We start from the raw sequence: 14,753 nt of genomic DNA, 5'->3' as shown, positions 1-14,753 counted from the left end.
AACCAGGGATCTTCAAACGGCCCCGCCCAAGGCCTTCACCAGAGCGACGCTCGCCCGCATCCGCTGGGTTTGCACCGCCAGCAAAGCCCGCTGCGCTTCCAGCGCGTCGGTCTGCGCCGTCACCACTTCCAAATAATCGGACGCGCCATCGCGATATCGCGTGAGCGCCAGTTCGCTGGTCCGCCCGGCGGCCGTTGCCGCGCCGCGCTGGCTCACCGCCTGATCGGCCAGGTGCCGGTTCGCCGCCAGGGCATCCTCGACCTGCCGGAATGCGCCCAGCACGGTTTCGCGATAGCCCGCCGTCATTTCCTCATATTCCGCGCGCGACATTCTGACCCCCGCCCTGCGCCGTCCCCCGTCGAACAGTGCCAGGACTGCGGATGCCGGACCTAAACCCCAGAAGCTGCTTGGCTTGCTGAACAATTCGCCATGACTGGCCTGATAGCCGCCGGACAGTCCCAGCGTCAGCGTCGGGAAGAAGGCTGCCCTCGCCACGCCGATCCGTGCATTGGCCGCAAATATTCGCCGCTCGGCAGCGGCAATGTCCGGCCTGCGCTGCAACAGTTGCGAAGGGGCGCCGACCGGCAGTTCGGGCGCCCTGAGCGGCTGCACCCGCACCGGGATCGAAAAGTCGGACGCTATGGCCCCCACCAGCGCGGCGATCTCATGCTCGGTCGCCGCCCGCTCGTTGGCGACGGCGGAAATCTGCGCCTGCGCATTGTCCAGCACGGTCTTCGCGCGATTGACGTCGATGCCGGACGCTATGCCGCCATCATGCCGCGTCGTGGTCAGGCGATAGGCCTTGCCGAACGCATCCACCGTCTGGCGCAGCAATTCCGCCTCCGCATCCAGCCCGCGCAACCGGGCATACGCATCCGCCACAGCCGCTTGAAGGCTGAGCCGGGCAGACGCAAGATCGGCTTCGCTTGCCTGCGCGTCAGCCCGCGCCGCTTTCACGCTGTTGCGGATGCGGCCCCACAGGTCCAACTCATAGTCGAGCGTCGCCCCGACCGAAAAATCATCATAGACCGGGGCCACCCCATTGCCGCCGAAGCGATTGCCCGACAGCCGCTGACGGCTCGCATCGCCCCCTGCCTTTACCTGCGGAAACAGGTCCGCCCGCTCGATCCCTGCCGAAGCCTTCGCCTGGTCATAGCGCGCCAACGCCGCAGCCAGGGTCGGGCTGGCTTGCTCCGCCCGCGCCTCCAGATCGTTCAGCACCGGGTCGCCAAAGGCTTCCCACCACTGGCCACGCGGAGCCTGATCCATCGGCGTCGCAGCCGTCCACCCTTCCAATTCCTTAAAATCCCGTGGCACCGGGGTTGCAGGCGGCCGATAGTCCGGTGCCATCGAACAGCCCGTCAGCCCCACCAGCAGCAGAAACGCAATCCTGCGATCAACCCCCATGGACCACATCCTTGGCAGCGCTCTGGACCCGCACCCTGTCGCCGCTGCGAATGGCGTCGGGCGGCGTGTCGATCACCCGGTCTGTTCGCCGAACCCCGCTGGAGAGCAGCACGACATTGCCCTCGTCGCGGGAGATGGTGACGGGCTTGACGGTCGCGCGGCCATCCCCTCCCACCACCGCTACGGTCGGTCCGTCATTGCCGTAGAGGATCGCGCTTCCCGGCAAGGTCACGCCATTGCCGGATCCCGCCGGCACCTTGAAGCGGACCTGCGCGTAAGCACCCGGCTTCAGCGCGCCGTCGCCATTGTCGGCCTGTAACTGCACCAGCACCGCGCCCGACTGCGTATCCACCGCGCCCGAACTGCTGGTCAGCCTCGCATCGAAGCTGCGTCCTGGATATTCCGGCAGGGTCAGCGTTGCCGCCATGCCGGGCCTGATGGCGGCCGAATAGCCCTGCGGCACGCGCACATAGATGCGCATCCGGTGGGTGTCCGACACGGTGAACAGTGGCTGGGCCGCCGCATTGCCCGCCACCACCAGCGCCCCGATCTGCGCCGACCGGCTGGTCACCACGCCGCTGAACGGCGCCGACAGCCGGGTGAATCCTTGCAGCGCCTGCAAGCGCTTCACATTGGCGAGTGCCGCATTGGACAGGGCCTTGCGCGCGGCAAGATCGCCGGCCTTCTCGTCCGCCTCCTGCCGTGAAACGGCATCCTGCGCCAACATAGACGACCACCGCCGGGAGGTGGTGGCAGCCAGCCGTTCATTGGCGAGCGCGGTCTGGTAATCCGCCTGCGCCTGCGCGAGCTGCTGGTCGACCTCCGGCGCGTCCAATATGGCGAGCGGCTCGCCCGCCCGGACATGATCGCCGATATCGGCCAACCAGCGCCGCACATAGCCATTGGTCCGGGCAAAGATCGCCGCGCTGTTATAGGCCTGAACATTGCCGGGCAGAACCAGCGCGTCGCCCTCGCCGGCGGTGGCGGGCATCACGACCGCCACGGTGGGTATGGCGGCGTCGGCGGCCACCTGCTTCAACTCATTGGTCGCGTGGATGCGCGATGCGATGCCCAGGCCGACAACAGCGACGGCGATGACCGCCGCGCCGACGCCCACCCGCTTCAGCGTGCGGCTGTCGGGTCCTTGTGCTTCGGGATGTTCGATGGGGTTGTGCTCAGACATGGTGGGGCTGCATTTCCAGGGAAGACGCCTTCTGCCCATGTTTGCGATGGACGAAGGCAAAAATGGTGGGGACGAAGAAGAGGGTTGCGATGGTCGCGCAGATCAGGCCGCCGATGACGGCGCGGCCAAGCGGCGCATTCTGCTCGCCGCCATCGCCCAGGCCGAGCGCCATCGGTCCCATTCCGATGACCATGGCGAGCGCGGTCATCAGCACCGGGCGAAAGCGCACCATGCCGGCCTCCAGCGCGGCCTTGCCGGCATCGCCGAGTTCGGCGAGCTTTTCCCGCGCAAAGCTGACGACCAGGATGGAGTTGGCGGTCGCCACGCCCATGCACATGATCGCCCCGGTCAGCGCCGGTACGGACAATGTCGTGCCGGTAATGAACAGCATCCACACAATGCCCGCCAGCGCCGCGGGCAAGGCGGTGATGATCACGAAGGGATCGACCCAGCTCTGGAAATTGACGACGATCAACAGGTAGATCAGCACGATCGCCCCCGCCAGACCCCAGCCAAGCCCCGAAAAGGCCGTGTTCATCGTCGCATATTGGCCGCGAATTGTGACGGTCGTGCCCTTGGGCAGTTCCTTCTCCAATGATTTGATCGCCCGTTGAACATCGGCGGCGACCGCGCCCAGATCCCGTCCCTGCGTCGTCGCGAAAATGTCCAGCACGGGCGCAATATCATAGTGCGTGACAACCGGCACGGTGTTGGACCGCCGGATCGTCGCCAGCCCGCCCAGCGGCTGAACAGGGGCGCCGGACGCACTGCTCGACACCGGCACATTGCTGAGATCGCTCATCGATCCCACAAGATATTCCGGCGCCTGCGCCACCACCGGATATTGGACGCCGTTTTCCGGATTCACGAAATAGACCGGTGCCGTTTGCGAAGTACCCGCAAGCTGGCTGGCCAGGCTGGTCGTCACGTCGCGCTCCGAAAGTCCATATTGCCCGACCCGTGAACGGTCGACCTCCACCTCAAGCTGGGGCGAGCGTGCCGGCTGCTGGATACGGGCATCGGCCAGCCCGGAAATGGCCGCCATCCTCGCCAGCAACTTCTGGGCATAGGCGCGGTTGCCATCGGCATTCTTGCCCGCGATCTGCACGTCGATGGGTGCCGGCGCGCCGAAATTCAGGATCTGGCTGGTGATGTCGGCCGGCAGGAAGGCGAAGCTCGTTCCGGGGAAGCGACGGGGCAATTCCCGCCGCAGCTTCGCGACAATCTCGTCGGTCGGCCGGTGATCCCTCGTCAGGGCGATCAGCATGTCGCCATCCTGCGGGCCAATGGTGCCGCTATTGTTGTAGATGGTGTTGATGCCGCTTACCGGCAGGCCGATATTGTCCGTGATGGAGGCGAGTTCCTCCGCCGGAATCATCGAGCGGACTTCCCGCGCGATACGATCGAAGCGCGCGGCGCTGTCTTCGATCCGCGCCCCCACCGGTACGCGCACATGCATCGCGATCTGGCCGGAATCGACCGAGGGGAAGAAATTGCTGCCCAGCATCGGCAGCAGCGCGAAGGACAGCAGCACGATGGCCATGAAGCCCAGCAGGAAGGGCTTGCGCGCATGGAGAGCCCGGTGCAGCAGCCCGACATAGCCGCGCCTGGTCTTCTCGAAGCGCTTTTCGAACCCGCGTTGGAACCGGACCAGCGGATTGCGGGAAGCGGGCGCCCCGGCCAGGTGCATATCGCCCCCCTCGACATGGGGCTTCAGCAGATACATCGCCATGGTCGGCACCAGCGTCCGCGACAGGATGAAGGACGCAATCATCGCGAATACGACGGACAGGGCCATCGGCACGAACAGGAAGCCTGCAACTCCGGGCAGGAAGAACATCGGCACGAAAACGATGCATATGCACAGCAGCGATACGAAGGCTGGCGTCACGATCTGCGCCGCGCCGTCCAATATGGCTTCGATCACGCCCTTGCCCTGTTCCAGATGCCAGTTGATATTTTCTATGGTCACGGTCGCATCGTCGACCAATATGCCGACCGCCAGGGCCAGGCCGCCCAGCGTCATGACGTTCAGCGTCTGGCCGAAAGCCGCCAGCGCCGCGATAGCGGCCAATATGGCGAGCGGGATCGACAGGGCGATGATCACCGTCGAACGCCAGGATCCCAGGAACAGCAGGATCATCAACGACGTCAGCGCCGCGGCGATCGCGCCTTCATGGATGACGCCTTCCACGGCTGCCTTCACGAAGAGCGACTGGTCGCCGATGGGCAGGATCTTGAGCGCGTCGGGCAGGCCCGCGGCAATCTGCGGCAGTTTCTGCTTGACGCCGTCCACGATTGCCAGGGTGGAGGTCGCGCCGTTCTTGAGGATGGTCAGCAGCACCGACCGGCTGCCCTCGACATGCACGATATTCTGCTGCGGGCCGCTGCCGTCGCGAACATGCGCGACGTCCCGCATGGTGATGGTCGCGCCGTTCACGACCTTGACCGGCAGGTCGTTCAGAGCCTCTATGGAGGACGGGGCGTTGTTCAACTTCACGCTATATTGCGTTTCGCCGATCTTGACGAAGCCGGCCGGGTTGATCTGGTTCTGCGCCGCGATGGCAGCGCCCACATCCTGCGCCGACAGACCCTTCGATTGAAGCGCCAGCGGGTTGAGGTCAATCTGAACCTGCCGCTGCTTGCCGCCGGACGGGAATGGCATGGCAAGACCGGGCACCGTGATCAGGGGCGGGCGGACCTGGTTCATGCCCATGTCGAACAATTGCTGTTCCGACAGCCCCTTTCCCGACAGGGCAAGCTGGAGGATGGGAACGGTCGACGCACTATAGTTCAGGATCAGCGGTGGCGTAATTCCCGGCGGCATCTGGCGCAGGACGGTCTGCGACACCGATGTCACCTGCGCCGTGGCGGTCCGGATGTCGGCGCCCGGCTGGAAATAGATCTTGATGACGCCGATACCCTGAAGCGACTGGCTCTCGATATGGTCGATATCATTGACCGTCGTCGTCAGCACCCGCTCATAGGGATTGACGATGCGGTTCGCCATGTCCTCCGGCGACAGGCCCGCATATTGCCAGGCAACGGCCACCACCGGGATGCGGATGTTGGGGAAGATGTCGACCGGGGTGCGCACGGCCGCCAGAACCCCGCCGATCGCGATCAGGATTGCCATTACGATGAAGGTCAGCGGACGATGCAGGGCAACCTTGACGATATCGATCATTCACGACTCCACGCAAGCGCCGCCAGGTGATCCCCGCCGCACATGAAACGCGACCTCTCCGGATATATTTTTCGCCTTCTGGGACAGTGACGAACAGCGCCAGGAAATGCGCATATCTTTTTTTCGCATTTTCAGGCGATTGTCCGTGACCGGCCTGCCTGACAATGCGCCCAAGAATGCGACGACATCCCCGACCATGGGCGGAGTGCTGCGGCAATGAGGGGGCATAGCCCGCGCACATCCGCCCGACGGTCATGGGACACCGCCGCATTCGAAAACGCCCATGCGCCCTTGGACATTCCACGTCTAATATATAATATGGCATGATCGATATCTTTGACGACATGATAATATGGACCTGCGCCACCTTCGTTATTTCCTGTGCGTCGCTGAAGAGATGCATTTTGGCCGCGCCGCGCTTCGCCTCGGCATATCCCAGCCGCCGCTCAGCCAGCAAATCCGCGCCCTGGAGGAGGAGCTTGGCGTCCGCCTGTTCGATCGCACCAGCCGCAAGGTGCGCCTGACGGAGGCGGGCCGGCTGTTCGAGCCGGAAGCCCGCAGGACGCTTGCCCAGGCCGACCGCGCAGCACAGATCGCGCGCATGGCGCAGCGTGCGGAGATCGGGCGGCTGGGGCTGGGTTTCACTACGTCCGGACCCTTCGTGCCGCCGATCGCGCGCGCGCTCTACCGCTTCCGCAAAGCCCATCCGGACGTCGAACTGATCCTGCGCGAACAGGGCCGCGACGAACAGATAGAGGGGGTCGCCAGCCGCCAGCTCGATCTTGGAATCTTGCGTGATTTCACGGCATTGACGCTGTCTGATGGCTTGCTGTCGCAATGCCTGCTCAAGGAAGAGATGGTGCTGGCGCTGCGCGCGGATCATCCGCTGGCGCTAAGGGCGGCCCCACCCCGGATTGCCGACCTTTTCGATGAACCGCTGGTCCTGTACGGCGCACCCAATGGCACAGGCTTCACGGAACATTTCCGGGCCCTTTGCACGGAGGCTGGCTTCGTCCCCAAAATCTCCCATGAAGCCCGCAGCCTGGCCACCCTGCTGGGCCTGGTTTCGGCGGGGTTCGGGCCTACGGTCATACCCTTGTCAATGGCGCGGCTGCACCTTGACAATGTGGTCAACCGCCCGTTCGACTTGCCGGTCATGAGTTCGCTCTGGCTGATCCACGATCGGGAACTGTCGCCCACCGGCCTGGCGTTCCTCGATACCCTGCTCGAAGAATGCCGGTCGACCGGAATCACCTCCAGCGACAGCCGATGCGCCACCGCGCCATGACGGAGGTCATCGCCCAATGCCTCATCAGGGAACGACCGCTGATGAAGGCGCCGATGAAGCGCCCCTTCCCATTTCTTTTCCCAGCCTCTATGCACGGCCGTGAAGATCGGTTTCGGTTGGTCTTCATGATCGCGCCGGTGCCCTCGCAAGGGGCTTAATAGGGAATGCGGTGATGAATCCGCAGCTGTCCCTGCAACTGTAAGCGGTGAGCGAGACGCATAGCGATCCTCCGGAGCGCCGGATGATCAGCCACTGGGCCGGACGCTAAACCATGCGAGGCCTGGGAAGGCCATGCGCCGAGCCGTGACCCGCAAGCCAGGAAACCTGCCTGCGTCTGGTCGCTCTTGCCTTGGTCCAGGGGATGGCCGCGGCACGGTCCTCCGTCTGAGCGACGCTTCTCGCAGCGGGAGCTGCTGTCCGCATGCCGGGCGCAAGAGCGTCCGTCCGGCATGAAGGCGGTTTCCGTCCGGTTTCGCAGACGCCGACGGGATACCGTCCGATGACCATTTCCTCCGATGCGCAGGCATCGATGCAGGCGCCTCCTGGCGGCCTGCGTCGCCGCGCCACCGGCATGTTCGCCGGTCTCATCGCCGCCAATCTGGCCGCCTGGATCGCGGCCTTCACCATCTTCGCGGGCGATCCCGTCATGCTCGGTACGGCGGTGCTTGCCTGGAGCCTGGGCCTGCGCCATGCCGTCGACGCCGATCATATCGCCGCCATCGACAATGTGACCCGCAAGCTGATGCAGGACGGCCAGCGGCCCCTTACGGTCGGCTTCTGGTTCGCCATCGGCCATAGCGGCATCGTGCTGATCGCCGCTGTCCTCATCGCATTCGCCGCCAATGCCCTCAGCCGCGTCGAAGCCGCAGGAGCCATTGGCGGCACCATTGCGACGCTGGTGTCCGCGACCTTCCTCCTTGCCATTGCGGCGATGAATCTGGTCATCCTGCGATCCGTGCTCAAGACCTTCAATCATGTTCGAAGGGGTGGCGCCTATATCGATGAAGATATGGACATTCTTCTGGGCAATCGGGGTCTCCTGTCGCACCTTTTCCGCCCGCTTTTCCGGCTGGTGACGCGAAGCTGGCACATGGCGCCGCTCGGCTTTCTTTTCGGTCTGGGCTTCGATACCGCGACAGAGGTTGCCATTCTGGGCCTTTCCGCCGGCCAGGCCGCCAGCGGCCTTTCCATCGCGACCGTCCTTATCTTCCCCCTGCTCTTTGCGGTGGGGATGGCGTTGATCGACACCACGGACGGCGCGCTGATGATGGGCGCCTATCAGTGGGCGTTCGTGAAACCGATCCGCAAACTCTACTATAATATCACCATAACGCTGATGTCGGCTCTGGTCGCGCTGCTGATCGGCGGGATCGAGGCGGCGGCGCTGCTGGGCGACAAGCTCGGCCTCAGCGGCGGCATCTGGACCCTCGCCGCCGATTTGGGCGCCCATTTCAACAGCCTTGGCTTCATCATCATCGGCCTGTTCGCCGCCTGCTGGCTGGCGAGTTGGGCCTTCTATCGCTGGAAGGGCTTCGACGAGATCGAACTCATCCCCGCCGCTGGCCACCAACCGCAAGGAAATCCCGCATGAAAAAGGTATCTGCAACCGTCATCACCGGCTTTCTGGGTGCCGGCAAGACCACGCTGATCCGTCACCTCATCCAGCATGCCGGCGGCCGTCGTCTGGCCCTTATCATCAATGAATTCGGGGATGTGGGCGTCGATGGCACGCTGGTTCAGGGGTGCGGCGACGAAGCCTGCCCGGATGACGACATCATCGAACTGGCCAATGGCTGCATCTGCTGCACCGTGGCCGACGATTTCCTGCCGACCATGCAGAAACTGCTCGATCGCCCTGTCCCGCCTGATCACATCATCATAGAGACCAGCGGCCTTGCCCTGCCCAAGCCGCTGGTGAAGGCGTTCCAATGGCCCGACATCCGGACGCGGGCCACGGTCGACGGCGTCATCGCCTTGATCGACGCCGACGCGCTCGCCGCCGGCCGCTTCGCCCATGACGAAGTCGCGCTCGCGGCCGCCCGTGCTGCGGACCCCACGTTGGATCATGACAGCCCGATCGAGGAATTGTTCGAAGATCAACTCGCCTGTGCCGACCTCGTCCTGCTCAACAAGACCGACCTGGTGGAGCCGGACCGCCTGGTGGCGTTGGAGCAGGAACTGGCCCGGGAAATCCGACCCGGCGTCCGCATCCTCCGCACCGCCAGGGGAGAGATTGATCCCGCTATCCTGCTCGGTCTCGACGCGGGCGTGGAGGACCAGATCGATGCACGCCCCTCCCACCATGACGATGAGGAGGATCATGACCATGACGATTTTGACAGCTTCGTCGTCGATCTGGGCGAACTTGCCGGGCCAGAGCCGCTGCTGACGGCGCTCGCGCAGAGCATCGCCGCGCACGACATATTGCGGGTCAAGGGCTTCCTCGCCATTGAGGGGCGCCCGGCGCGCCTGGTTCTTCAGGCGGTCGGTCCGCGCATCCAGCATCATTACGACCGGCACTGGCAGGCCGGCGAGCCGCGCCGATCCCGGCTGGTGGTGATTGGCCAGCGCGGCATGGACCGCGCCGCGATAGAGGCCGGAATCGGCGCCCGGATGGCGACCGCCTGATGCATCTGCTGACCGCCACGCCCGGCACCGTCTCCAATGGCGACGAAGCCATAGACCTCGGCCAGTCACCGGGGGACATCGTGCTGCTGACCGTGGCGGACAGCGAACTGGCCTGTTTCGCCAGCGCGGCCCATGCGCTCACGCAGGAACTGGGGGAAGGCGCGCCGCGCATCCGGCTCGCCAACCTTCTCCAGCTAAAACATCCCTATTCGGTCGACATGTATGTCGAGAAGGTCGTGGCCCATGCCAAATTCGTCTGCGTCATCCTGCTAGGGGGCAAGAGCTATTGGCCCTATGGCATTGATGAGATTGCAAATATCGCGCGGGAGAAAGGCATTGCCTTCGCCGCCATCGCCGATGATCGGGAAGATGATCCAGAATTGCGCGCCGCTTCGACCGTTGGCCCGGAAAGCTGCGGTCTGCTGCGCGACTATCTGCGGCAGGGCGGCATAGCCAATGCCATCGCTTTCCTGCGAAAGGCCGCTGATCTTGCCGGCTTCGACGCGGGCGCCGTCGATGCGCCCGTCCCGGTGGCCGATGCGGGCCTTTACCTGCCTGGTCACGATCGCCCGACCCTGGATCAGGTCAAGGCCAGATGGCAGGCCGGTCGGCCCACCGCCCTTTTCCTCTTCTACCGTGCCCTGCTGATCGCCGGTACGCTGGATGCGGTGGACCGCATGATCGCGGGACTGGAGGCCGCCGGCCTTAATGTCCTTCCTGTCCATGTCCGTGCCTTGCGCGAACCATTTGCCAGGGATTTCCTGCGCCATCAGATGGCGGGAACCCCGCCGGACGTCATCCTCAACGCCACCGCCTTTGCCGCCAGCGCGCCGGGAGAGCCGCGCACGCCCTCGATCCTTGAGCTGGCGGACTGCGCGATCCTCCAGACGATCTTCGCCAGCGCCGAGCATGACAATTGGGAGGCCAGCGCGCGGGGATTGGGCCCTCGCGATCTTGCGATGCACATCGCCCTGCCGGAGGTGGACGGTCGCCTCTTCACGCGCGCCGTCGCCTTCAAGGCTGTGGCGCGGTTCGACGAGCTTACGGAATGCGGCATCGTGACGCCTCATATTCTGGAAAATCGTGTAAGCTTTGTTTCACAACTTACTGCAAACTGGTCAAAACTCAGAAGGTTACCAGCCAATGAGCGCCGGGTCGCGATGGTTCTGGCCAACTACCCCAACAGCGAGGCCCGCATCGGCAACGGCGTCGGACTGGACACGCCCGCAAGCGCCGCCGCCATCTTGAAGGCCCTGTCGGAGGCGGGCTACCGGACGGGCACTGCTCCCGCCGACAGCACCGCACTGATGCAGCTCATGACCGGCGCCGTCACCAACGCCTCTCCGGATCGCCCCGGCGAGGTCAGCCTGCCGCTCGGCGCCTATCAGGCGGCCTTCGCCGCGCTGCCCAAAGCGGCGCGTAATGCCGTCCAGGACCGCTGGGGTCCACCCGAAGCCGATCCCTTTTTCCGCGACGGCGCCTTCCACCTGCCGGCGCACCGTTTCGGCAACATCGTCGTCGCCGTCCAGCCTTCCCGCGGCTACCATATCGATCCCAGGAGCAGCTATCACGACCCGGCGCTGCCGCCGCCCCATGCCTATCTCGCCTTCCATATCTGGCTGGCCGACGCGTTTGGAGCGCATGCCGTCGTTCATGTCGGCAAGCATGGCAATCTCGAATGGCTGCCGGGGAAGGCCGTCGCCCTGTCGGAAAGCTGTTTCCCGGAAATCTGCGCCGGACCGATTCCGCAAATCTACCCGTTCATCGTCAACGACCCCGGCGAAGGCACCCAGGCGAAGCGCCGCATCGGCGCGTGCATCGTCGATCATCTGACGCCGCCGCTGACGCGCGCCGAGAGCTATGGTCCGCTCAAGGAGCTGGAGGCGCTGGTCGATGAATATTATCTTGCCGCCGGCATGGACCCGCGCCGGCTGGAAACGCTGCGCAAGGACATATTGGCACTCGCCGCCGCACAGGGACTGGACAGGGATGCAGGCGCGCGAGGAAGCGGAGACGAGGCCTTAGCCGCGATTGATAACTATCTGTGTGAGCTCAAGGAAATGCAGATCCGCGATGGATTGCATATCTTCACGCAGAGCCCGGAAGGCCGTCTCCGCCGGGATCTCCTCATCGCCCTCGCCCGCTGTCCCAGAGGGATGGAGGAAGGCCAGCAATCGCTGCTGCGCGCGCTGGCCGATGATCTGGCGCTGGATTTCGATCCCCTGGATTGCGTGATGGGCGAGGCATGGACCGGCGCACGCCCGGCCGCCCTGGAGGCTGTCGCAAAGGCCCCCTGGCGCACCACGGGCGACACGGTCGAACGGCTGGAACTCTATGCCATCGACCTGGTGGACTATCTGTCCCGCGAACAGGGGAATGACGGCATTCAGCGGAAAGGTGCCCCAGGCCGACGGAGCGAGGCCGTTCTCAAGGCCATCGAAGCCGATCTCGCCCCCCGCGTCGATGCCTGCGGACGTGCCGAAAAGGCCGCGCTCCTCGACGCCCTTGACGGCAAATTCGTCGCTCCCGGCCCTTCCGGAGCGCCCACCAGGGCCCGGCCCGACGTCCTTCCCACCGGCCGCAATTTCTATTCGGTCGATACCCGCGCCGTGCCCACGGTCGCCGCCTGGAATCTCGGGCAACGCTCCGCCGATCTCATCGTGCAGGACTATCTCCAGCGCGAGGGCGACTATCCTCGCGCCATCGCCCTTTCGGCCTGGGGCACCGCCAATATGCGCACGGGCGGCGACGACATTGCGCAGGCGCTCGCCCTGATGGGCGCGCGTCCCCGCTGGGACTGGGCTTCCGGCCGCGTCATCGGGTTCGAGGTCATGAAGATCGCGGAACTGGGCCGCCCGCGCGTCGACGTCACCTTGCGCGTTTCGGGCTTCTTCCGGGATGCCTTCCCGGAGCAGATCGACCTTGTCGACAGCGCAGCCCGCGCCGTCATGGCGTTGGACGAACCGGAGGAGGACAACCCGGCGGCAGCGCGCCACCGGGCGGAAACCGCGGCGTTGATCGCGGAGGGCATGGCGGAAAAGGTCGCGCTGCGCCGGGCAGGCAGCCGCGTCTTCGGGTCGAAACCCGGCGCTTATGGCGCAGGCCTTCAGGCGATGATTGACGAGAGGATCTGGCATGACAGGTCGGACCTGGCCAATGTCTATCTCGACTGGGGCAGCCATGCCTATGGCGGCGGGGTGGAGGGCGACAGCGAACGCAGCCTCTTCGCCCGGCGCCTGACCGACGCCGACGCCCTGATACAGAATCAGGACAATCGCGAGCACGACCTGCTCGATAGCGATGATTATTATCAGTTCGAAGGCGGCATGGCCGCCGCCGTCGAGCATCTCTCCGGCAGGAAGCCTCTCAGCTATCATAACGACCACAGCCGCCCCGAACGTCCTGTCATCCGCACGCTGGAGGATGAGATTGGCCGTATCGTCCGCGCCCGCGTCACCAACCCCAAATGGATCGCCGGGATGATGCGCCACGGCTATAAGGGTGCGTTCGAAATCGCCGCCTCGGTCGACTATCTGTTCGCCTTCGCCGCCACCACCCATGCCGTCAAGGACCATCATTTCGACGCCGTCCATGCCGCCTTCATGGAGGATGAGACGGTCCGCGCCTTCATGGCGCAGGCCAATCCGGCAGCCCTGCGGGAAACCGCCGCCCGCCTCCACGAAGCGCTGGACCGCGCCCTTTGGAAGCCCCGGTCGAACAGCGCCGCCATGCTTCTCTCCCAAATCAAGGATGCCTCGCAATGATCGAACGCACGCCCGAACAACATGCCGAAAAGATGAAGAAGAAACAGGCCGCCCATGACAGGATCATGGCTACCAAGACGCAGGAAAAGGGCCTGTTGATCGTCCACACCGGCAAGGGCAAGGGCAAGACGACCGCCGCCCTGGGCATGGTGGTCCGCGCCATCGGCCATGACAGGAAGGTGGGCGTCGTCCAGTTCGTCAAGGGCGCGATGACCACCGGAGAAAAACGGGTGTTCGATGCGTTTCCGGACAATGTCGAATTCAAGCCGATGGGCGAAGGCTTCACCTGGAATACGCAGGACCGGACCCGGGACATTGCCCTGGCGCGCGAAGCGTGGGATGAGGTGAAACGCATGATCGCCGATCCGGCCTATGACATGGTCCTTGCCGATGAACTCAACATCGTCCTGCGCTACGACTACCTGCCCGTGGCAGAGGTCCTGGAAGCCGTGACCGCCAGAAGCCCGATGAAGCATGTGCTCATCACCGGCCGCAACGCGCCCGAAGCGCTGATCGACGCGGCCGATCTCGTCACCGAAATGACGCTTGTCAAACATCCCTTCCGCAGCGGCGTGAAGGCCCAGCCGGGAATCGAATTCTGACACACACCGCCTTCGACATCGCCGCCTTCGAGGATCTGGTCCACCTGCGCCGCGACGTGCGCCATTTCCTGACCGACCCGCTGGACGAAAGCGAGGTGGAAAGGCTGCTCGCCCTTGCGCACAGCGCCCCGTCCGTGGGGCTTTCGCAGCCCTGGCGGTTCGTCCGGATCGAAACGCCGGGGCTGCGCGAGGATCTCGCCGTCCATGTCGATGCCCAGATCGCCAGAGCGGGCAAGATCTACGATGGAGAGGAGGACCGGCTCTACCGCAGCCTCAAATTGCACGGTCTGCGCGAAGCGCCCGTGCTGTTCGCCGTCTATTGCGACGAAGGCACTGAAACGGGGCACAGGCTGGGCGCAATCACCATGCCGGAGGCGCGCCGCTACAGTTGCGTGATGGCCATCCACACATTGTGGCTTGCCGCCCGCACGCGCGGCATTGGGCTGGGCTGGGTGTCGATACTGGATCCCGCGACGGTGGATGCGATGCTCGCCATTCCCGGCAACTGGCGCTGCCTCGGGCTGATATGCCTGGGCTATCCTGTAAGCGAAGAGGCTACGCCGGAACTGGAAAGACGGGGCTGGGAACATCGCACCGACTGGCATTCCGCGATCGTCACGCGCTGACGATTGCCGCTGAACGGCTCTTTCCTTTCCCGTCCTCCCCGCCTATGAGGCGTTGCTGGAACGGGTTC

The 14,753-nt window shown here is 64.7% G+C and carries 9 protein-coding genes and 1 riboswitch; of the genes, 6 read left to right on the top strand and 3 right to left on the bottom strand.

The window, feature by feature from the left end; translation table 11 throughout:
• Positions 1-12: 12 nt before the first annotated feature.
• The 3 genes from MRBLMC3_RS10760 to MRBLMC3_RS10750 are packed head-to-tail and all read right to left on the bottom strand — an operon-like array spanning position 13 to position 5,777.
• On the bottom strand, positions 13-1,407 hold the full coding sequence (locus MRBLMC3_RS10760) for an efflux transporter outer membrane subunit (RefSeq protein WP_363828464.1): 1,395 nt from the start codon (positions 1,405-1,407) through the stop codon (positions 13-15).
• Positions 1,397-2,590, bottom strand: coding sequence for an efflux RND transporter periplasmic adaptor subunit (locus tag MRBLMC3_RS10755; RefSeq protein WP_363828461.1), 1,194 nt, complete (start codon positions 2,588-2,590; stop codon positions 1,397-1,399). Before MRBLMC3_RS10755 ends, MRBLMC3_RS10760 begins: the two co-directional genes overlap by 11 nt.
• Positions 2,583-5,777, bottom strand: coding sequence for an efflux RND transporter permease subunit (locus MRBLMC3_RS10750; RefSeq protein WP_363828458.1), 3,195 nt, complete (start codon positions 5,775-5,777; stop codon positions 2,583-2,585). The genes MRBLMC3_RS10755 and MRBLMC3_RS10750 overlap by 8 nt, the downstream gene beginning before the upstream one ends.
• Positions 5,778-6,129: 352 nt before the next feature.
• Here MRBLMC3_RS10750 and MRBLMC3_RS10745 point away from each other — a divergent pair, with 352 nt between their 5' ends.
• From MRBLMC3_RS10745 to bluB, 6 genes are all read left to right on the top strand, one after another.
• Complete coding sequence (locus MRBLMC3_RS10745) at positions 6,130-7,065, top strand: LysR substrate-binding domain-containing protein (protein ID WP_363828455.1); 936 nt, start codon at positions 6,130-6,132, stop codon at positions 7,063-7,065.
• A 118-nt stretch (positions 7,066-7,183) separates the two neighbouring features.
• A riboswitch (cobalamin riboswitch) is annotated at positions 7,184-7,411 on the top strand.
• 153 nt (positions 7,412-7,564) lie between these two features.
• Positions 7,565-8,656, top strand: coding sequence for a HoxN/HupN/NixA family nickel/cobalt transporter (locus MRBLMC3_RS10740; protein WP_363828452.1), 1,092 nt, complete (start codon positions 7,565-7,567; stop codon positions 8,654-8,656).
• The gene (cobW, locus tag MRBLMC3_RS10735) at positions 8,653-9,693 is read left to right on the top strand and encodes a cobalamin biosynthesis protein CobW (RefSeq protein WP_363828449.1); all 1,041 of its coding nucleotides are present in this window, start codon (positions 8,653-8,655) and stop codon (positions 9,691-9,693) included. The genes MRBLMC3_RS10740 and cobW overlap by 4 nt, the downstream gene beginning before the upstream one ends.
• Positions 9,693-13,457 carry a cobaltochelatase subunit CobN gene (gene cobN / locus MRBLMC3_RS10730; protein ID WP_363828446.1) on the top strand — a complete coding sequence of 1,255 codons (3,765 nt, stop codon included), beginning with the start codon at positions 9,693-9,695 and terminating at the stop codon, positions 13,455-13,457. Before cobW ends, cobN begins: the two co-directional genes overlap by 1 nt.
• Positions 13,454-14,059, top strand: coding sequence for a cob(I)yrinic acid a,c-diamide adenosyltransferase (cobO, locus tag MRBLMC3_RS10725; protein ID WP_363828443.1), 606 nt, complete (start codon positions 13,454-13,456; stop codon positions 14,057-14,059). Before cobN ends, cobO begins: the two co-directional genes overlap by 4 nt.
• Positions 14,056-14,685, top strand: a complete 630-nt coding sequence (bluB, locus tag MRBLMC3_RS10720; protein WP_414714644.1) for a 5,6-dimethylbenzimidazole synthase — start codon at positions 14,056-14,058, stop codon at positions 14,683-14,685. The genes cobO and bluB overlap by 4 nt, the downstream gene beginning before the upstream one ends.
• Positions 14,686-14,753 lie beyond the last annotated feature (68 nt).

The organism is Sphingobium sp. LMC3-1-1.1 (assembly GCF_040676285.1).
Lineage (GTDB): Bacteria > Pseudomonadota > Alphaproteobacteria > Sphingomonadales > Sphingomonadaceae > Sphingobium.
This window is presented reverse-complemented; position numbering and strand designations above follow the sequence as displayed.